This window comes from Streptomyces sp. 8N114, assembly GCF_052245835.1.
Classification (GTDB): domain Bacteria; phylum Actinomycetota; class Actinomycetes; order Streptomycetales; family Streptomycetaceae; genus Streptomyces.
Window position 1 is genome coordinate 433,282 of sequence record NZ_JBQQBT010000002.1, and the last position, 20,431, is coordinate 453,712.

The following is a 20,431-nucleotide window of genomic DNA, read 5'->3' on the forward strand; positions in this document are numbered from 1 at the left end:
TGCCACCGCAAGACGGCATATGCCTGGTCCAGGCGGGTCGTGCTTACCCGGCATGGGAGACGCGCCCCGTAGGGCCGCGGGACAGGCCCTAAGCCCCCAGCGGGCGTGCTGCGTCCAGCACGCGTTCCGCGGCGTGCACGGAGTCGACCAGCGGGTGGAGGGCGAGGGCGCGCAGCGCTGCTCGGCGGGAGTTGGCGGTCGCCGCCTCGATGGCGCTGCGTTCCACCGCCTTGAGCTGGAGCATCAGCCCCAGCTGGTCCGGGGCGACCGGCCCGGTCGCCAGCGGGCGGGCCCCGCCGGCGTCGACCAGACACGGCACCTCCACCACGGCGTCGGCGTCGACGCCGGGCACGGCGCCGCGGTTGCGGACGTTGAGGATCAGGGTGGTGCGTTCGTTGCGCGCGATGGCCCGCATCAGGGCCAGCGCGACGCGGTCGTAGCCTCCGCCGTCGAGGTCGCAGCTGTCGCGCTGCCAGCCGCCGGACGCCTGGCGGCTCTCGGCCATGTACGTCTCCTCGCGTTCGCGGCGGGTCTCGTCCCACGCCTGGAAGGCGCTGCCGGTGCTGTTTCCGCCGCTTACGCCGTTTTTGCCGCTTCCGCCGCTGGACAGCTGCGCGTAGAAGCCCTGCTGCTGGCGGGCGAGGAACTCGCCCCGGGTGGCGTCCGCTTCGCGGATCGCGGTGAGCGCCTCGCGGTGGTGGTAGTAGTAGTGCAGATATTCGTTGGGTAGGGCGCCCAGCGCGCGCAGCCACTCGGCGCCGAAGAGCTTGCCCTCCTCGAACGACTCCAGCGCCGGGGCGTCCTCCAGCAGCGCGGGCATCCGGTCGGTGCCGTCGACCACGATGCGGCGCAGCCAGCCGAGGTGGTTGAGGCCGACGTAGTCGTAGTCGGCGCGGTCGGGGTCGGCGCCGACGGCACGTGCTGCGCGGCGGCACAGTCCGACAGGCGAGTCGCAGATGCCGATGACGCGGTCGCCCAGCACGCGGCTCATGGCCTCGGTGACCATGCCGGCCGGGTTGGTGAAGTTGATGACCCACGCCTGCGGGGCGAGCGCGGCGACGCGTTCCGCGATGTGGGTGGCCACCGGCACGGTACGCAGGCCGTAGAGGACTCCGCCGACGCCGACGGTCTCCTGGCCCAGCAGCCCTTCGGCCAGCGGGAGTTGCTCATCGCGCACCCGTCCGGCGAGGCCGCCGACGCGGATGGCGCTGAAGACGAAGTCGGTGCCTGCCAGCGCCTCGTCCAGGTCGGTGGTGGTGCGTACGGCGGGCGCCGGGCCCGGGTGCTGGGCGGTCTGCTCGGCGAGGACGGCGCCGATGGCGCTCAGCCGGCCGGGATCGGTGTCGTGGAGGACCAGCTCGGTGCAGCGCCCGGCGGCGTCGGGCCCCTGGGCGTCCTCCAGCAGCGCACGGTGGACCAGCGGAACCCGGAACCCGCCACCACCGAGCACGGTGAGCCGCATCCCGGCACGCATCCCGTCGTCACCGGCCGAACCGGTGGCACCGGCCGTGCCCGTGGCGCCCGTCATTCCCGTCATACCTGTACTACCTCCACATCGGCCTCGCGGAAAGTGGCGAGGGTGGCCGGGTCGGTCTCCTGGCCGGTGATCAGCATGTCGATGTCCCCGGCCTGGCAGACGCGGGCGCTGCCGGTGCCGGGGAACTTGCGCGGGGTGGCCAGCAGCACCGCTTGGCGGGCCGAGCTCAGCATGGCCCGTTTGACGGGGACCTCGACCTCGGTGGTGTCCAGCACCCGGCCGTCGGCCAGTACTCCGCTGGTGCCGAGGAAGACGCGGTCGGCGTAGATCTCGCGCAGCGCGGCCTGGGTGAGCTGGCCGACCAGGGAGCGGTAGTTGCGCCGCACTTCGCCGCCCAGCAGGACGAGGGACACCTCGGCGTCGGAGCGGAGCTCCTCGTAGACGGCGAGGCTGGAGGTGACGACGGTGATCTTCCGGCCGTGCAGCAGCCGCGCGAGCTGCAGGGTGGTGGTGCCGATGTCGAGCAGCACCGTCTCGCCGTTCTGGATCAGTTCTGCGGCGCCGGCGGCGACGGCCTCCTTGGCCGGAAGGTCGTCCACCTCCTCCTCGGCGAAGGGCCGCTCGACCGGTTCGCGGGCGATGGCGCCGCCGTACACCCGGCGCAGCCGTCCGGCCCCGGAGAGGTCGGACACGTCGCGCCGCGCGGTGGCCTCGCTGACCTGGAGCCGCCGGGCGATCTCGACGACGGGCAGCACTCCCTCTTCGCGGAGGAGCCGCAGCAGCTTCTCGTGCCGGGATTCGCGCAACATGCTCAGCACCCTAGCGCGCTTGAGCGTCTTTGCGCGAGTGTGACTGACCTCTTGCAATCTGAGCGGGAAAGCGTGCAAGGTATCGCTCAAACCGATCACAGAAAAGCTGAGTTTTGGCCATAGCTGAGAGGGGCGAGCGGCCTTGAGTACCACTGGGAGCGCCCAACCCGCACCGACCGGGAGCTGGTTGGACCCGCTCGCCGCCCTCCGCTCGGACGGCGGCCCCGAGACCGATGTGTTCCTCACCGGAACGGTCTTCCTCGACATCGTCTTCACCGGCCTCGACCACGCCCCCGTGCGCGGCACCGAGACCTGGGCCCGCGGCATGGGCTCCAGCCCGGGCGGAGTCGCCAACATGGCGACCGCGCTGCGCAGGCTCGGGCTGCGCACCGCGCTCGCGGCGGCCTTCGGCGACGACATGTACGGCGACTACTGCTGGGAGGCCCTCTCCGGCAGCGAGGGCATCGACCTGGCGCCCTCCCACCGGGCGAAGGGCTGGCACTCGCCGGTCACCGTCTCGATGGCGTACGACGGCGAACGCACCATGGTCAGCCACGGCCACGCGGCGCCCAAACCGTGCGTCAGCGTCGCCTCCCGGCCACGGTCCCGGGCCTGCGTCACCTCGCTGTCGCCCGGCCGGGTGGGGGACTGGGTGCGGCAGGCGCACTCGGAAGGCAGCCTGATCTTCGCCGACACCGGCTGGGACGAGACCGGCGCCTGGGATCCGGACACCCTGGCCGATCTGTCGTTGTGCCACGCGTTCCTGCCGAACGCCACAGAGGCCATGCACTACACCCGCACCGACAGCCCCGAGGCGGCCGTGCGGGCGCTGGCCGAACTGGTGCCCGTCGCTGTGGTGACCAAGGGCTCCGGCGGCGCGGTCGCCGTCGACGGGACCACCGGCGAACACGCCGACGTACTCGCGCTGGAGGTCGACGCGCTCGACCCCACCGGCGCCGGGGATGTGTTCATGGCCGGATTCACCACCGCGACGCTGGCCGGCTGGCCGCTCGCCGACCGGCTGGCCTTCGCCAATCTGACCGCGGCGCTGTCCGTACAGCACTTCGGCGGCTCCCTCTCAGCGCCGGGCTGGAGCGAGGTGGCCGCCTGGTGGCAGTACGCGCGGCGGATCGGCGGCCAGAGCCAGGAGGTGATGCGGCGCTACGGCTTCCTCGACGACCTGCTGCCCGGCGGCAGCAGCGACTGGCCGCTGCTGCGGGCCACCCCCACGATTGGCTTTCGCTCATGAGGGGGCCCAGCGCCAAGAGGTGCGCCCCGAAGGGGCGCGGGGAACTGCGCGCCCAGCCACAACGAACGCCGCACCCTGCGGCTGACAGGCAGGGGCAGCCCCTGCGCAGCAGGCGAAGCACCAAGGAGGGCGTACGACGATGAAAGCGCACCGCCATCACAGGCGACTCACCGCCCTCGGCGCGCTGGGCGCCCTGCTGCTGGCCGCCGCGTGCGTGCCCGGCACGGACGGTTCGGGCGCGGCGGGCCCCGGCGGCGGCGCCGCGACCGCCGTACCGGACCCGGGCAAGGCGGGCAAGGTCACCCTCACGGTGTGGGACCAGCAGGTACGCGGCGGCACGAACGCCGAGATCGAGCGCCTCAACAAGGAGTTCGAGAAGAAGTACCCCAACGTCACCATCAAGCGGGTCGCACGCAGCTTCAACGACCTGAAGAAGACCCTCAAACTGGCCCTCAGCGGCGACAATCCGCCCGACGTCGTCCAGGCCAACCAGGGCTACGCCGACATGGTGGCCTTCGCCCGCGCCGGGATGCTCGCCCCGCTGGACAGCTACGCCGGCCTCTACAGCTGGAACACCCGCTTCCCGCAGACCCTGCTCAACCTCAACCGGGTCTCGCCCGACGGCAAGCGGTTCGGCACCGGCCAGCTGTACGGGATCTCCCAGGAAGGCGAGTACATCGGCGTCTACTACAACAAGAAGGTGCTGCGGAAGGCGGGCGTCGAGCCGCCGAAGACCTGGCAGGACCTCACCGGCGCGCTGCCGAAGCTGAAGCGGTCCGGTGAGCTGCCGGTGCAGTTCGGCAACCTCGACAAGTACCCCGCCATCCACACCTTCGGCGTGCTCCAGGGCCAGGCGGCAGGGAGCGCCGAGCCGGTCCGCGAGACGGTCTTCGGCCGCGGCGGGGGCTTCGACACCGACGCCACCCGCAAGGCGGCCCGCACCCTCGCCGACTGGGCCGAGAAGGGCTACTTCCCCAAGGGCGCCAACGGCAAGGGCTACGACGACGCCGCCAAGCAGTTCGCCGACGGCAAGGGCGCCTTCCTGATCACCGGCACCTGGCAGCTCGCCGACCTGCGCAAGCCCATGGGCGACGACCTCGGCTTCATGCCACCGCCCCCGGCCGCCGGGCAGCAGCCGGTCACCACCGGCGGGGAGGGCCTGCCCTGGTCCGTCACCTCCAAGTCCGACCACCCCGAAGTCGCCGCCGCCTACCTCGACTTCCTCACGAACGCACACGCCTCGAAGGTGATGACCGAGGAGGGCGTGCTGCCCATCGTGCCCGGCAAGGCCGCCAAGAAGCTCGACCCGGACACCGCGAGCGGCCAGATGTTCACCGGCTGGGAGAAGCTGAACGCCGCCGACGGGCTGGTGCCCTACCTCGACTACACCACGCCCACCTTCTACGACACCCTCTCCGCCGACCTCCAGGGCGTCCTCAGCGGCAAACTCAGCCCCGACGGATTCGCCGCGCGTACGCAGAAGGAGTACGCGGACTTCCGCGCCCAGCAGCGCGCCGACGGCGGGGACGAGGAATGAGCGCGGCCACGGGCACGCGTACGGCGACGGGCACGCGTGCGGCCACGGACACCAGCGCCCGGCGCCGGTCCGCCGTGCCGCGCCGTATCACGGCCCGCTACCGGCGGCAGGCACCCGGCGAGCCAAGGGCGGTGGGCTATCTGTACGTCCTGCCCGCGCTCGCCGTGTTCGGGGTGTTCCTGCTGTGGCCGCTCGGCCAGACCGCCTGGCTGTCGCTGCTGCACTGGGACGGGCTGACCCGCGCGAGCTGGGCCGGCCTCGACAACTACCGGGACCTGCTCACCGACCCCGAGCTGCGCGCACCGTTCGCGCACGCCGCGGTGCTGCTGCTTTTCTACGCCGTACTGCCGGTGGCCGTCGGGCTGCTGCTCACGGCGGCGCTGACCCGCTTCCGCATCCGCGGTATGACCTTCTTCCGCACCGTGCTGTTCCTGCCGCAGGTGCTGGCCATGGTCGTGGTCGGCGTCGCCTGGCGCGCGGTGCTGGCTCCCGACGGGCTGCTGAACGACACCCTCGGCGCCTTGGGCCTCGGCGGCCTGGCCCGGTCCTGGCTCGGCGACGACACCTGGGCGCTGCCCGCCGTGGGCGCCATCGGCACCTGGGTGGAGACGGGGCTGTGTCTGGTGCTCTTCCTCGCCGGAGCCCAGCGCATCCCCCGCGAGCTGTACGAGGCGGCCCGGATCGACGGCGCCGGCCCGGTACGGGAGTTCTTCACCGTCACCCTGCCGGGGCTGCGCGCCGAGGTCGCCGTCGCGCTCACGCTGACGATGGTCGCCGCCCTGCGCAACTTCGACCTGATCTACATCACCACCAGCGGCGGCCCGGGCAATGCCACCTCCGTGCCGGCGTACGAGGTCTATCGCCGCGCGTTCGAGAGCGGCGAGGTCGGCTCGGCGTCGGCCATGGGCATCACCCTCACCGCTGTGATCTTCGCGCTGACCATGGTGGTCACCAGGCTCGTGGAGGGCCGGAGACGATGAACACTTCCCGTACCGAACGCGGCGTCAACTACGGCATCCTCGGCCTGTTCGCGCTGATCGCCCTGACCCCCGTCGCCGGAATCCTCTCCACCGCCCTGGCCCGCCAGGACTCGCTGGACACCGGCTTCGCCCTGCCGGACGGCCTCAACTGGCACAACTTCGCCGACGCCTGGACCCGCGGCCACTTCGGCAGCTATCTGCTCAGTTCCGTAGTGGTGGCCGTCGCGGTGGTGGCCGCCACCACGGTGCTGGCCACACTGGCGGCCTACGCCTTCGGCACCATGCGCTTCCCCGGCTCCAACTGGCTCTTCTACCTGTTCGTGGCGGGGCTCACCCTGCCGCAGGAAGCAGTGATCGTCCCGCTCTACTTCGACCTGCGGCACTGGGGCCTCACCGACACCTACTGGGGGCTGATCCTGCCGCAGACCGCGCAGTCCCTCGCCTTCGGCGTCTTCTGGATGCGGACGTACTTCCGCAACACCCCGCGCTCCCTGCTGGAGGCGGCCCGCATCGACGGGGCCACCCACTGGTCGACGCTCACCCGCATCCTGGTGCCGATGGGGCGGCCTGCCTTCTCCACGCTGACCGTCATCGTCTTCATGTGGACCTGGAACGAGTTCCTGATGGCGCTGGTCATGGTGAGCGACGAGGCGCACCGTACGGTCCCGCTCGGCCTCGCCTTCTTCCAGGGCCAGCACTCCTCGGACACGGCCTTGTTGGCCGCCGCCGCCACGCTGATCGCACTGCCCGTCGTCCTCGTCTATCTGCTGCTGCAACGCCGTTTCATCCAGGGCATGCTGACCGGCTCCGCCAAGGAGTAGCCCCGCGAGAGGGGGTGCGCCTGGTGCAGACTGCCCAAGCACAGCGGAGGGGGTGCGCCCCGTCAGGGGCGCGGGGAACTGCGCGAACGGCCACGACGCACCCGCAGTCCGCAGAGGTCGGGCAGGGGCAGCCCCTACTCGGCAGCGGGGTGGAGGACCACCCGATGCGTGGCCTCCTTCTCCACGCGGGGGCGCGAGTAGACGAGAGGGAACGTCCCATCAGCGGCCCACGCGGCGAACAAATCCCCATAGTGCGGGGAACGAGGATCGCCGGACTGACCCGGAGAGTTCATGGCGAGGGAGTTGTCCCAGGCGCCGACATCCACCGCCATGCGGAACGTCGCCCCGGCGTTCTGCCGGAAGTCCGGCAGATACGCGGCGGCGCCCACCGTGTCGCCGCTGCCGCCGCGCGGAAGCGGACCGAGGCCGCACCAGCCGGGAGCCTCCGTCACCCCTTGGTCTGCCAGCAGCCGGGCCACCGGATGGCGCAGCTCTGCCCGGTGCAGCGCGCCCCAGGCCCAGCCGGCCGGATCCTCACCCAGCAGCCCGGCGACCGCCGTCACCGCCTCCCCGAGGCTCGCCGACAGCAGCTCCCCGCGCGAGCCGTCCCGATCGGGCGCGGCCAGCAGCCGCAGCTCCACGCGCGGATCGCCCGAGTCGCTCTCCATGGGCTGCACCCGGGCCAGTGCCTCTTCCAGCCGCGCCGCCGGCACCAGCCCGTCCAGCGCCCGCCGCAGCAGCGCCGGCCGCAGATGGCGGCGGAACCACACCTCGAACAGTGCTGCCGCGGCCGAGTCGGCGCGCAGCGTGCCGTCCCAGCCGCGCAGCAGCCTCAGCCCCGTCCGTACCCGGGGGTCCGCGCTTTCCAGTCCCGCCAGCAGCGGCAGGACCTGACGCGCGGGCAGACTGACGTAGTCGGTCTGCAGCCGTACGCAGTCCTCGGCGCTCCAGTCGTCCCGTGCCGCGAGGGCCTCGGCGCACCGCTGGTAGCGGAAGGGCGCGTACCAGTCGTGGGTGACGGGCCGCTCGGCGTGCGGGTAGTCCGGCGGCAGATTGAGCTGGTTCGCGGTGGCGAACCAGCCCTGGGCCGGGTCGCGTTCGCCGGGCAGCTCGTCCGCTGCCAGGAAGCCGTCCCACTCGTAGCGCCCGTCGCCCGGCACCGGCAGCGTGCCGTCCCAGCCGCGCCGCCGCGGGACGCGCCCGGCCGGACGCCAGCCGATCGTCCCGTCGGGCGCCGCGTACACCTGGTTCTCGCCCGGCGCGCCCCAGCGCCGCATCGCCGCCGTGAACGCGTCCGGGCTCTCGGCGCCCATGTAGCCGGCGCTGCCCAGATACGGCGCCATCCCGGGCCCCAGCCACGCGGCGCGTACCGCGAAAGCGGCCTGCTTCCCGGGGCGTTCCCGGATGACGGGGCCGTGCCGGGTGAACCACATCCGAGCCTGCACCGGCTCCGCGTCCCGGACCGGGATCTGTTCGGTGACGCACGTCATCCGCTCCCAGCCGTCCCGGTACGCATAGCAGCGCGGGTCGTCGGGCCGGGTGCGGTAGACGTACAGGTCCTCCTGATCGATCGGGAAGATCGTCAGCCCGAACGCGATATGGCCGTTGTGCCCGATGGAGACCCCCGGCAGTGCCGGTTCGCCCGCGCCGATCACATCAAGCCCCGGTGCGGACAGATGGGCGAGGTAGCGGAGCGAGGGGAGGGTGACAGCGCGGTGCGGGTCGTTGGCCAGCAGCGGGCGCCCGGTGGCGGTGCGGGAGGGCGCCAGCACCCAGTTGTTGCTGCCGTCCAGGCCCTGGCGCGGCGGGGTGTCCGTCGCCCAGGGCGGGGTGGTGGCCAGATCGTAGACGCGGAGCACGTCGTCCGGGATGACGTCCAGGTCCAGGCCCTCGGGAACGCGGAGCTGGTGGCCCTCCGGCTCGCGGACCTTGCGCAGCGCCTCCACCTCGGGGCCGAAGTCGCGGAGCGTACGGGCCCGGGCCACCTCCTCGCGGAGGTTGTAGAAGAGGCCGTGCGTACGGATGCGGGCCAGATCGCCGTGGTGCCAGTACGACGGTGCATAGTCGAGGGCCGCGAACTCGGGCGGGAGGGAGTCGGCTCCGCGCACTGCCGCCACATACGCGTTGATCCCGGCGACGAAGGAGCGCGCCATCTCCTCAGTCCCCGGCCCGTACGCCGCCCACTCCTCGGCCATGTCGCCCCGGTACAGGAACAGCCGGGCCGCGCGGTCGTGCTCCACGTACCGTTCGCCGAACACCTCGGCCAGCAGCCCCAGCCCCCGCCGTCGCCACAGGTCGAGCTGGAAGAGCCGCTCGCGGGCCGCGTTGAAGCCCTGGGCCAGGAAGAGGTCGGCCCGGGAGGCGGCGTACAGATGCGGTACACCCCAGCGGTCCACCAGAATCTCCACGGGCTCCGCCAGTCCGGGAACCTCGAACCTGGTCACGTCCACGCTTGTTCCTCCTCGGGGTTGGGATCTGCACCCGCACGAAGGGAACGATGAAAACAGTCGCCGTGACGGCCACCAATATCCCAACGGGCCTGGACCGGAAGCGGGGTTCGGCCATGTCAGCTATTGACAGCAGCCGCTCTCCCGGGTGGGTTCCTCCAGCAGCTCGCGAAGGTCCTCCAAAGTGCCCGCGGTCGCATCCGCGAGCCAGGCCGCCGGGGTCGGGCCACCCGTGTAGCCGAGCACCGGCATGCCGGCCGCGCGCGCTGCGCGGATGCCTGCCGGGCTGTCCTCGATCACCAGACACTCCCCGGGCGGTACCCCGCAGGCGGCTGCCGCGTGCAGGAACAGATCGGGTGCGGGCTTGCCCTCGCGTACGTCGTCCGCGCTGAAGACGCGGCCCGTGAAGCGCTCCCACAGGCCGGTTGCCGTCAGCGAGTGGCGGATGCGCGGGTGGCTGCCGCTGCTGGCGACGCAGTACGCGAGGGCACGCGCATCCAGCGCGTCCAGCAGCGCCGGGACGCCCGGCATCGTGTGCGGGGCCGCGTCGAAGGCGGCGGCGACCCGGGAGCGGTACTCCACGAGCCAGCTGTCGTCCACGGGCACCGTGGCGTGCGCCCGCACCTGCGCCAGCAGATACGGCTCGGGAGTGCCCAGAAACTTCTCCAGCACATCGCCCGGGGTCAGCGGCCATCCCGCCGCCGTCGCCATCGCGGCGATCACCTCGGGCCCGATCCGCTCCGTGTCGACCAGCACCCCGTCGCAGTCGAAGACGACGAGCCGCGCTGCCGCGAGCGCCTGGGCGGGAGAGAGCGTGACCATGCCCCTCAGCCAATCATGCGGCGGCTGCGGCTCACCGAGCGGCCATCCGGTTCGGTGCGAGGGCGATGGGCGGAGCGAGCGGCCCTCTCCAGAGGATGGGGGCCGGACGGTCTCTGCGGGTCAGCAGATGCTCCGTCTCCCGAGCGAGGTGATGCAGGTCCACCACCTCGGGTCCGTCAGGAACGCCGCTCCGGAGAACGTGGATGAGGGTGCCGGTGAACGCCGTGCACTTCTCGCGCGGGGGCGCGATTGCCGGAGAGACCTTGTCGGTCGCGCCCATCACCCACAGCGGACCGGTGTCAGTCATGGTGTCGAGCACTTGGCCGCTGTAGGAGCAATCAAGGATCAGCAGCTTCCGCCGGGCTCGACTGTGCCGCAGGACGTTTCTGACGTGACGGAGGTCGAGCGCAGCGGCGGGACGCGGATCGGAGGCATTGCAGCGCGACAGTGCCAGAAGCAGACCGCCTTGTCCGGTGCGCAGCAAGGTGTGTCCGGCCAGGTACAACAGCAGTACGTCCTCGGCTTCCTCCGCACCTCTGCTCAGGCCATCGAGGGCTTCGACCGCGCGCTCCGGGTTGTGCATCACTGTCGTGTGTTCCCGGGTGAACACCGGCAGCTCCGCGTCGTCGGTCAGCACGGATTGCAGACCCCTGATGTTGTTCCGTACCGACCGCAGAGAGGGCAGGTGGAGGTAATCGTCGATGCCCAGGAGCACGGCGCGGGAACTCCTCAGCTCGGGGAGGAGTTCGTGGCGTGTCTGTCGTACGGGCCGCCGGGGGCGGGGCGAGAGGCGGTAGTCCCAGACCGGTGCGGCGAACAGTCGGTCTGTCCGCTCATCACGCGCCGTCACCACACCGACCAGCTCATGCCTTGCGTTGAGAACCGGGGCCCCTGACAGACCCTCTGTCATGAAGTCCGGGTAAGTGTGCGCCGGCACGAGGGACAGTGGTCTTCTTCTCCTGAGCCGGACGCTGCCTACGCGAAACCACAGGCCGATGACGTCTTCGCGAGAAGCGGTGCGCCCGACCACGGTGAGTACCTCTTCCTTCAACGGCCTTTCTGCGCTGATCGCAATCCCGCCGAAAGGCCCTCGCGGCTCCCACCCGGGGTCAGTGATCCGTAGCAGCGCCAGATCACGTGCCGTATCGCTCCACACGACCTCTGCCTCGTACTGGCTCTCTCCGCGATAGCCGCAAAGCAGTGAGAGGCCGTCGCCTTCGGAAGCCAAATGGGCTGCCGTCAGCACGGTATTGCTGCCGACCAGCACACCGTTTCCACCTGGCCACCCGTGGAGGGAGGTGGTGACCGCCACCACGGCGTCCGCCACGACCGCGGCAGCCGCTGCCCCGCTCGTCGCCTCTCGGGAGCGACCGAAGCCCGCCAGGTCCGCCAGGTGCAGGGCGTCCAACACCTCACGGTCGTGCCGCGTATGCAGCTCCCTGCTGAGAGGGGTCAACTCCTCGCTGAATCGGCCCTCCAGCAGTCGGGAGAGGACCGACCCCAGGTGCGTCTCCTGCTCGGGCATGCCGGCGTCGACGTCCACGACGTCCGCTCGGCCCATCACCAAGCGCAGCATGTCACCGAGCGGCGAGGAGTCCAGTGTGTCCGGCCGTAGGGAGACGACGGTCACAACTGGCCCGCCAGGAGGGGCCTCCAGCAACCGGAGCAGTTGGGCGACGTGCTGCACGGCCTCTTCCTGCGACACGGAGAAGAAGAGCCTCTCGAGGTCGTCCAACCACACGACGGTGCGCGGACCGACTCCGCGCACCCCCTCTTCGAACTCCCCGCGGGAACGCGGTTTCCACAGCCACCAGTCGGCCGGAAGCCGTCGTACGGCTTCCCAGACGGATGTCGTCTTGCCCGTCCCGGTGCGCCCCACGACGAAGACGAGCTGGCTTGTTCCCTCGACGGCGCGCTCCAGGACCAGGTTCAGGTGCGCGCCGCGCTGCCTTGGCACGTACCGGGCGGGTTCGTCGGTCTCCACCGCCGCGAATTCCGCGAACTCGGCGAGCGGTCGCCCCGGCCGGGCTGCGGTCCGGGGCCCGGGCCTCGGCCGATGCGCGAAGGGCATCGCACCGGGCGCGACGGTTTTGTGCCCCCCACCTGCCGGGGCAGGGGAGACCTTGAGCGCCGGGAAATCGCCCCCGGTCCCAGGGTCGCGGTCGAGGTAGGCGGCGACCTCGCGGCGTACCAGCTCCTGGACCGTGGTGATGTCGTGCCGGAGCTGGCCGCCGAGCAGCGCTTCCCGTACGCCGGGGAGGAACTGGAACTCGAAGCGGTCCATGTCCGTGTCCCAGGGAACGTGCCGCCATGGGCGCAACAGGCCGCTCAGGGCGACCTCCGCCAAGTGGCCGTGCTCGGAGTGCGGAAGCATGGCCCGGCGGACGAGGGTCATGACGGGCAGGGTGAGCGGGACGGCAGCCAGGTATCCGGCCAGTTCCTGGGCGGTGGGGGAGGCGGCCTCCTGGAACCGGAGCAGGGCCTGGTGGCTGCTGGGGTGTGGCTCCTCGTCCGGCATTCGCTGTGCCATATCGGACGGCCGGGGCGGCTCGGGCTCCTGGTCCGGTCCGGGCGTGCGGTCGATGGGCAGGCAGGCCATCCGGTTCCACCGGCCACCACCGGCGATCAGCGAGGCCAGCGTGGACAGCGACTCCGCGGTGGCTTCCACGACCGGAACCGCGATGCTGTCGTGGAGGCGGCTCTTCCCACGACGGGACCTACGTCGTCCGGTGGGGTTGAGATGCCAGGCGGCGTTGGGTGCCCCGGGCCTCGGGGCGCGCAGGGCAAGGCTGGTGGGGCGTACGGCCCCGCGATCCCAGAGCCGCCTGGGCAGCACGTTCAGCACGGCGACGGGGCAGTGCGCGGACCAGTGCCGGAGCACGTCGGCGGCAGCCTGGCCCCGCCACCCGTCGGCGACCGTGTCCGTGAGGACGAGCACGAGCGTCCGCCCGGACGGGTCGCTGATCTCCTGCGGGCTGCGCGGCTGCCCACCCGCCTTCCGGGACACAGTGGGCTTGCCCCTGGCCTCGATCCCGCGCAGATACCAGACGCGGACATCGCGGAAGATTCCGGTCTGGGTGAAGGCCCGGCACACTTCTGTGACCAGGTCGTGCCACAGCAGCATCGAGTGATGGCTGTCGACGACGACCGTCAGATCGAGCCACCGGCCGCGCGCCGGGCGCTGGACCGGAAGCATGATCCGCTGGTCCACGCACCGGTTGACGGTGGCTTCCTCGTCCAGCTCACTCCGGCCGGCTGTCTCGGTCCGTCTGCCCAAGGGGCGCAGCGCCCGCATGACGCCGAGCGAATCGGCCAACGCGGACGGCCGCCGGACGCGGACGGATTCGCCGCGTGCCTGTCCCTGCCCGGCGGAGCCGGCACCCGCCTCGTCGCTGTAGAACTGCTCACCGTCATGGGCCGGGTCGCCCTCCAGGGCGGTCTCCCGGTCCGGCGAATCCGCCGGTTGCTGCCCGGACGTGGAGGAGCGGGCCGCCATGTCGCTCTCCGGGGGAGCAGAGGCACCGACGCGCTGGGCCAGCCAGAAGATCTCGGCGAGTTCCTCGGGCCCGGCATCAGCGCCCGCGCCGTCCAGCGCCTCGAGCAGTTCTTCGAGCACTCCGCGTCCTCAGCTTTGGGCTGCGGTCGGGCCGCTGAGCTGCTGGAGTACGGCGTCCAGAAACGCGTCCCGGTCGTCGGGCGCCGTCCAGGCCCCGCTCAGCCGCAGTTGTACGGCGTTGAGGAGCTGGTCGGTGGCCAGGTCACCGTCCTGCCGCCGGTCGAGGAACGTACGGACCAGATCCCGGTAGGCGCTGTCGTCACCCGAGGGAAGCCCGAGACGTTCCTGGACGATGCGGCTGAGCTTCTCCTCGCCCGGTGGCTGCAGATGCAGCCGGATGCAGCGGCGCAGAAAGGCGGGCGGGAAGTCGCGTTCGCCGTTGCTGGTCAGGACGACGACGGGGAACGCCTTGCACCGGACCCGGCCGTGTTCGACGGGCGCTTCGGCTTGCGGGTCGTCCTCGGTACCGATCCTGACACGCGGGTGCTGGGCGGCTGCGCGCGCCAGTTCGGGAATCTCGAAGGAGCCCTCCTCGAAAACGGTCAGCAGGTCGCCGGGGAGATCGATGTCGCTCTTGTCGATCTCGTCCACCAGCAGGACGCGGGGTCGCTCCTGCGGCAACAGCGCCGTGCCGAGCGGACCCAGGCGCAGATACGGCGCGATCCCGGCAGCCGTGTGCTTCGAGGGCTTGTGCGCGTCAGAGGCGCTCAGATAGTGCAGATTGGCATCGTGCAGTCGGCCGATCGCATCGTAGTGGTACAGCCCGTCGCGGAGGGTTGTGCGGCTGGTGACCGGCCAGTGGAGTACGGGGCCGAGGCGCAGATCGGCCGCGATGCTGTGCGCGAGCGTGGACTTGCCCACGCCCGGTTTTCCGGTGATCAGCAGCGGTCTGCGCAGATACAGCGCGGTGTTGACGGCGTCCTTCTCGTTGCGGTCCGGCACATACCCGATGCCGCGCTCAAGAGTCGCCAGTCCCGCGGGGCTGTCGGTGCCGGGCGGTGTGTACGCGGGGTCGGGAACGCCGGGGAACGTCCGCCATGGCGGCTCGTGCTCGGCGAGCCGGGCGATTCGATCGGCAGCATCGCCCGTGCCCTGGTAGATCCACCAGTCCTTCACCATGTGCTCTTCCTCTTCTGCGGACTCGTACGTCATGACAGCGACCGCATTTCGGGTATGTGATCAGGGTTGTCCCACATCAGGGCCAGCGGCCGGCGGTCGCACAGCGCACGCCGCTTTCTGACAGCGGCAGGAAGAGCACGCAGATCGAGGTCGGCCAGCGCCCTGTCGATACCGGCCGCCTCCTGGGAGCGGCCGTGCCGTGGCCAGACGGCGATGGGTACGCCTGCCTCGAGAACCGCGTCCAAGGCGGCGTTGACCAGCCGCTCGGACACATCGGCCAGCGCACACACCGGAGTCAGCTCGGTTTGCAGCGACGCGTGGAGTGTTGCCGAGATGTCCGCGTCCCGCAGCCAGCGCGTGGCCTCGGGGCTCTCACCACCGTGGGTCTTGAACCAGTCCCATTTCCGGCGCCAGTTGGCGCCCGCGACGCCGACTCTCTCGTCCGGGCAGCGGAGTACCACCTCGTAGTGGCTACCGAGTTCGTAGACCTTCCCGGGGCGGCCGATGGCGAGTCTCCAGCACTCGAACTCCTCGGTCAGCAGCTCGTAGGGGATGTGGAACTCGATCCGGGTGGGCACGCCGTCGGCACCGCCGGTACAGCGCTCGGCCGCCCCGCGGAGTTGCTCGGCGAGCTGGGCGCGTATCCGAGCCATCTCCAGCGGCCGGGCGGACTCCCACAGGGTTTCGAAGGTGCCCTGGCGGTGGTGCCACATCCGCACCCAGTAGGCCTCGCCGACCGCGGAGTCGGCTGTCAGCCGTATGTGCACAGCGGGGTGTTCCACCGGCGGACTCGGCGGTACGGGAACGGGCGCGGCACCCAGCCTCCGCCCTGTGGTCTCCACCCAGGACACTGCCCTGGCTGCCCATGCCGGGTCGTCGCACCACGCCACCAGGTGGCGGACGAAGGGCAGCGTCAGCGGAAGCGGCTGGGCTCCGCCTTGCCGACGGTCGAGGTCGCGGGCGATCTCCGTCAGTTCGGTGGCGGGGAGCTCACGCCGGGCCGGTGGCACGCAGCCGCTGACGTCGAACGCCCACCGGTACGCCTCGTAGGTGAAGGGCGGCAACGGACGCCCGTGCAGCAGGTCACCGAGCTGGTTCCACGCCGTCTGGTCGAGACTGCGGGCTCCGTCGCCTGCCGCGGTCCAGCGGGCACCGAAGATTGTCGAACCGTCCCAGCCCCGGTCGATGATGAACTCCGGGTGCTGCCAGCCCAGTCCTTTGGAACGCAGCAGGCGGAAGTCGGCCTGTACGCCTTTGGCGATGTCGGTGAGGCCGTGGACGACGGATTCGAGGCTCTTGCCCTCCAGCCGTGCCAGCAGGGTGTCGGTGAAACGGCCCGCCGCCCGGTCCGTCATGTTCTGCGCGACCTCGCCGGGCCGGCTCGCGTACAGCGTGAACTGCCGCCGATCGGGGAGGGTTCGGCCGCCTCCGTAGCTCACGGACCCGAAATTCAGCCCGCGGGCCAGCGCGCTGTCCACCCGGCAGGTGTCGCCGAGAGCGACTTGGCGGTGGAAGTGTCCGGCAGCCAGCCGGTCCGAGCGCAGCCAGTGCAGTGCGGAGGTCAGATTGAGGTGGCGGGTCAGGGAGGCGGTGGCGTTCTGGTACGGCAGCAGCAGCCGGTCACTCGCGTCGAGAAAGCCGTGCCCGGCCCAATAGATCCACAGCAGGTCTCCCTCGCACGCGGACAGCTCCGTGAACAGGGTCCTCTCGACGTTCTCCTGTGTTGCCGCCTGGTACGGGTGCGCGCTGGTGGTCGTACAGTCCTGCCGCGGCGAGAGCAGCAGCCGCACCTGCGAGGCCGGTACCCCCGCCGTGTCGGTGAGCCACGCGGCGACCCGTAATGCGTCGCGGCCCGCTCCCGGCAGGTCCCAGTGCGGACTGATGTCGTACGACTCGATCCCCACCACCAAGGCGTGCACGCGCTTGGGGTCGAGCGCGGGGAGGGAGCTGATGTCTGTCACCCAAGGGCCTCGATCTCGTCCGCGATCCGTTCGTACACCGCGTCGAGCTTCCAGTACGCGCTGTGGCATACCGGGAACGGCTGACGGGTGTTCACTTCATGGTCGCTGACGTGGACCGCATCGGGAAAGACGGGCTGCGCCCGGTAGGCGAGAAGGTCCTTGCTGTCGTAGATGTTCAGCCACGGCGGGAACCCCGCGGGGAGGGCGGCGTTCGGCGGCAGGCCGGTGAGGGCGCCGAGCTCATGCAGGAATGGCGCCTGCGAGCCGACGGTCACCAAAAGCTTGATGCCGCCGAGTAGTTCGGGATTTTCCGCGGACATCGCCAGCAGATCGACCAGGGCGATGCCGCCCAGACTGTGCCCGATCACGACTGTCGGCCGCGGATCCGCAGTGATATGGCTCAGGAGGTCTGCGCGAAGAGGACCACCGCGGGCCTGATATCGCAGGATGTCGCCGAGCGCGGGCACCGAACCGGTGGTGAGGCGGCCGCGCCAGTGGTCGAGCGCGGGCTGGGCGGTGACGCGCAGCGCGAGTCCCAGCAGAGCGCGGGCTGCTCTGCCGCCGGGGACCCGGCCGGTGCCGCCCAAGCAGCCGAGGAGCATACCGACCAGTCGGTCACGCTCGGCACCGGTGCACCAGGCCGACTCGGCGCACTCGGCGAGGAGCTGAGCCATCACGGCACGCGCTGCGGCAACGGCCACTTCGCGCGCGGCGGCCATATCGGTGGCCCCCGCACAGGCGTCCGCGAGTTCCTCGGACTGCGCCACGGTACGCAGCGCGTCCGGGTACGCGTCGGCCAGCGCGGTCTCACGCAGCAGCTTTCCCAGCTCCTCTTCGGCAGAAGGCTGGGGAGTCAGTGCGCGCAGCCGGTCGGCGATCTCCTCCCCGGCGGCCTGTACGCCCGGCATGGCAAGCTCGCCCGACTCCGCTCCCAGGGCGGCCAGCACCCGTAGTTCGCAGAGGGGATCGACGAGGAGCAGCTGCCACTCGGCGGTCTCCTGGTCGGTAGGGGCGACAGCCAGTGCGTCGCCGGTCCCGGCACGGGTGCCGTCGTATCCGGGTATCGACACACCTCCGCAGTCCAGCCCCGCACCATGGTCGTCGCCCCAGTAGGGGGACAGGAGTTCCGCTGCGGGGAAGTGCCTGCTCACAGCTTCTGTGACGAGGCCGCGTAGCTGGTCATGGCGCTCGCGCCGCACCCCTGTCCCATGAACGAAGACGAACCGCACCGGGCCCCCACCCCTCTTCCCCTCTTCCCCCTTTTCCGGGCCTGGAGGATAGCCCGACATCCGGGGAATCAGCAGAGAGTTGGGGGCCCAGCCGATCTCTCAGAGAGGGTCGGTCAGCCGGTCGGTGACCCAGGTGTGGAAGTCACCGATGTGGTGTTCGCTGGGGACCAGGACCCCGCCGTCCCGGTAGGCGCGGGAGGACATCGCGGGCTGGGTGCGTTCGCAGGCGTCGAAGTCCTGCACGTTGACCCGGTGGAACAGTTCCACCGAGTGCGAGACGTCCGCACCGGAGGCGATCACCTCCGGTGCGTACAGCCAGTCACACTCGATCACCGTGCGGTCCTCGGCCATCGGGAACATCCGGTGGACGATCACATGGTCGGGCACCAGGTTCACGAACACCTGCGGCCGGATGGTGATGGCGTAGTAGCGGCGGTCGTGCGTGTCCGGGACACCGGGCAGCCGCTCGAAGCCGGCACTGCCGTCCACCGTGAAGCCTTCGGCCTCGGCGGCGAACTCGGGACCGTGCCCCACGTAGTACTGCGCGGCGAACCCGTCGGCGAACTCCGGGAGTACCTCGGTGAGTTCGGGGTGAATGGTGGCGCAGTGGTAGCACTCCATGAAGTTCTCGATGATGAGTTTCCAGTTGGCCGCCACGTCGTAGGTGTGCCGTCGGCCGAGCGCCAGCGACTCGATCGCGTAGTGCCCGATCACATCGGTGCCGCCCAGCCGTTCGGCGACATCCCCCATCACCGAGTCCTCGAACGAGGGCGGCTCGGCGGCCAGGCACACCCACGCATAGCCCAGCCACTCGCGCAGCCGCACCGTGTGCAGCCCGTACTCGGTACGGTCCACATCCGGCATCCGGGTCAGATTGGGGGCCGCGGTCAGCTTGCCGTCCAGGTCGTAGGTCCACGCGTGGTACGGGCACTGCAGGCTGCGCCGTACCTCGCCCGCCTGCTGGGTGCACAGCCGGGCGCCGCGGTGCCGGCACACGTTGAGGAAGGCCCGCAGCTCGCCGCGCCGGTTGCGGGTGATCAGTACGCTTTCCCGGCCCACTTGAACAGTGCGGTAGGCACCGGGCTTGTCGAGATCGGCCGAGCGGACCGCGCAGAACCACTCGGTCTCGAAGATGCGCTCCTGCTCGCGCCGGAAGTTCTCCGGATCGGTGTAGCGGTCTCCTGGCAGGGTCGCCAGCAGGCTGCCGACAACGGTCGTCATGTCGTGGTTTCTCCCTCGGGAGTGGCGAACTGGCGGTGCGGAGCCCTCAGGGGCTCCCTGAGCGGGTCGAACAGAGCGATCGGGTGCTCGGTGGTGCCGGTGAGCGCCAGGTCGGCGACGATCTCCCCGACGACGGGTACGAACTTGAAGCCGTGCCCGGAGAATCCGCAGGCCACGGTCACCGCGTCCGGATGCTCCGGGTGCCGGGCCAGCACGAAGTGCTCGTCGGGGGTGGTGGTGTACATACAGGTGACGGCCTTGCGCAGCCGCCCCGGCAGGTCGGGGATACGGGGCCGCAACTGCGCCGCCATCGCCTCGGCCTCCGCCTCGGTCACGGTGCGGTCGACGGTCTCCGGGTCGCACAGCGAGCCCTTGCGGAAGAAGGCGACCTTCGCCCCGCCGTCCGGCCCCTCGATCGCCGGGAATCCGTAGATCTGGACGCCGTCGGAGTCCTCCCATACGTAGACGGGGTGCTGCTCCGGCGCGAACGGGGCGGTGCCGCCGTGCGGGTGGAACCAGTACATGACCTGCCGCTCGATGGCGAAGCCGACGCCGAGATCGGCGAGCAGGCGCGGTGCCCATGCGCCGGGGCAGACCACCAGATGCCCGGCGGTGTAGACGTCGTCCGCCGTGTGCACCCGTACGCCTCTGCCGCCCGGCAGCACCTCCCAGCGGGTCACCGGCTCCTCGAACCGCAGCTCGGCACCGGCCCGCTGGGCAAGCTGCACATGGGCTGTGACGGTCGCCTCGGGGCGGACGAAACCGGCGTGCTGCTCGTAGAGCGCCACCTCGTCGTCCGCCGGTGTGAGGGTCGGGAAGCGGCGCCGTACCTCCGCCGCGTCCAGCAACTCGTGGGGGAGGCCCCACTGCCGGGCCGAGCTCAGGCTGCCGGAGACGGTACGGCTGTCCGGGCGGCCCATCATCACGCCGCCGCACAGGGTGGCGAGGGTACGGCCGGTGTCGCGTTCCAGCTTGGCGAACAGTTCGTAGGAGCGGAGAAGGAGGGGGACGTAGGCGGGGTCCTCGAAGTAGGACTGGCGGATGATGCGGGAACCACCGTGACTGGAGCCGCGGTTGTGGGCCGGGCCGAAGCGTTCCAGCCCGAGGACCCGGTGGCCGCGGGCCGCCAGGTGACAGGCAGCGGCACTGCCCATGCCGCCGAGACCGATGACGATGACATCGCGGGATTGCGACACTGCGGAC

At 70.9% G+C, this 20,431-nt stretch carries 14 protein-coding genes; 4 read left to right on the forward strand and 10 right to left on the reverse strand.

What is annotated here, in order from left to right; all coding sequences use genetic code 11:
- Positions 1-88: 88 nt before the first annotated feature.
- Positions 89-1,462 carry a 6-phospho-beta-glucosidase gene (locus tag ACTWQF_RS07425; protein ID WP_443278490.1) on the reverse strand — a complete coding sequence of 458 codons (1,374 nt, stop codon included), beginning with the start codon at positions 1,460-1,462 and terminating at the stop codon, positions 89-91.
- 71 nt (positions 1,463-1,533) lie between these two features.
- Complete coding sequence (locus ACTWQF_RS07430) at positions 1,534-2,286, reverse strand: DeoR/GlpR family DNA-binding transcription regulator (protein WP_443278263.1); 753 nt, start codon at positions 2,284-2,286, stop codon at positions 1,534-1,536.
- 142 nt (positions 2,287-2,428) lie between these two features.
- Here ACTWQF_RS07430 and ACTWQF_RS07435 point away from each other — a divergent pair, with 142 nt between their 5' ends.
- The 4 genes from ACTWQF_RS07435 (at position 2,429) to ACTWQF_RS07450 (ending at position 6,873) form a co-directional block, all read left to right on the forward strand.
- On the forward strand, positions 2,429-3,535 hold the full coding sequence (locus ACTWQF_RS07435; protein WP_443278265.1) for a PfkB family carbohydrate kinase: 1,107 nt from the start codon (positions 2,429-2,431) through the stop codon (positions 3,533-3,535).
- Positions 3,536-3,674: 139 nt separating this feature from the next.
- Positions 3,675-5,072: an ABC transporter substrate-binding protein gene (locus ACTWQF_RS07440; RefSeq protein WP_443278267.1), complete on the forward strand. Its 1,398-nt coding sequence runs from the start codon at positions 3,675-3,677 to the stop codon at positions 5,070-5,072.
- Positions 5,069-6,052 (forward strand): carbohydrate ABC transporter permease, encoded by a 984-nt coding sequence (locus ACTWQF_RS07445; protein ID WP_443278268.1) that lies wholly within the window; start codon positions 5,069-5,071, stop codon positions 6,050-6,052. Before ACTWQF_RS07440 ends, ACTWQF_RS07445 begins: the two co-directional genes overlap by 4 nt.
- On the forward strand, positions 6,049-6,873 hold the full coding sequence (locus ACTWQF_RS07450; RefSeq protein WP_443278270.1) for a carbohydrate ABC transporter permease: 825 nt from the start codon (positions 6,049-6,051) through the stop codon (positions 6,871-6,873). Before ACTWQF_RS07445 ends, ACTWQF_RS07450 begins: the two co-directional genes overlap by 4 nt.
- A gap of 134 nt (positions 6,874-7,007) precedes the next feature.
- Here ACTWQF_RS07450 and ACTWQF_RS07455 read toward each other — a convergent pair whose 3' ends face one another.
- The 8 genes from ACTWQF_RS07455 to solA form a co-directional block, all read right to left on the reverse strand.
- The gene (locus ACTWQF_RS07455) at positions 7,008-9,323 is read right to left on the reverse strand and encodes a penicillin acylase family protein (RefSeq protein WP_443278272.1); all 2,316 of its coding nucleotides are present in this window, start codon (positions 9,321-9,323) and stop codon (positions 7,008-7,010) included.
- A 120-nt stretch (positions 9,324-9,443) separates the two neighbouring features.
- Complete coding sequence (locus ACTWQF_RS07460; RefSeq protein ID WP_443278274.1) at positions 9,444-10,142, reverse strand: HAD family hydrolase; 699 nt, start codon at positions 10,140-10,142, stop codon at positions 9,444-9,446.
- Between the two features lie 31 nt (positions 10,143-10,173).
- Complete coding sequence (locus ACTWQF_RS07465; protein WP_443278276.1) at positions 10,174-13,758, reverse strand: caspase, EACC1-associated type; 3,585 nt, start codon at positions 13,756-13,758, stop codon at positions 10,174-10,176.
- 9 nt (positions 13,759-13,767) lie between these two features.
- Positions 13,768-14,850: an AAA family ATPase gene (locus ACTWQF_RS07470; RefSeq protein ID WP_443278278.1), complete on the reverse strand. Its 1,083-nt coding sequence runs from the start codon at positions 14,848-14,850 to the stop codon at positions 13,768-13,770.
- Positions 14,847-16,778 carry a VMAP-C domain-containing protein gene (locus tag ACTWQF_RS07475; protein ID WP_443278280.1) on the reverse strand — a complete coding sequence of 644 codons (1,932 nt, stop codon included), beginning with the start codon at positions 16,776-16,778 and terminating at the stop codon, positions 14,847-14,849. Before ACTWQF_RS07475 ends, ACTWQF_RS07470 begins: the two co-directional genes overlap by 4 nt.
- Complete coding sequence (locus tag ACTWQF_RS07480) at positions 16,775-17,929, reverse strand: hypothetical protein (RefSeq protein ID WP_443278283.1); 1,155 nt, start codon at positions 17,927-17,929, stop codon at positions 16,775-16,777. The genes ACTWQF_RS07475 and ACTWQF_RS07480 overlap by 4 nt, the downstream gene beginning before the upstream one ends.
- Before the next feature lie 177 nt (positions 17,930-18,106).
- The gene (locus ACTWQF_RS07485; protein ID WP_443278285.1) at positions 18,107-19,228 is read right to left on the reverse strand and encodes an aromatic ring-hydroxylating oxygenase subunit alpha; all 1,122 of its coding nucleotides are present in this window, start codon (positions 19,226-19,228) and stop codon (positions 18,107-18,109) included.
- Positions 19,225-20,424 (reverse strand): N-methyl-L-tryptophan oxidase, encoded by a 1,200-nt coding sequence (gene solA / locus ACTWQF_RS07490; RefSeq protein WP_443278287.1) that lies wholly within the window; start codon positions 20,422-20,424, stop codon positions 19,225-19,227. The genes ACTWQF_RS07485 and solA overlap by 4 nt, the downstream gene beginning before the upstream one ends.
- Positions 20,425-20,431: the final 7 nt, after the last annotated feature.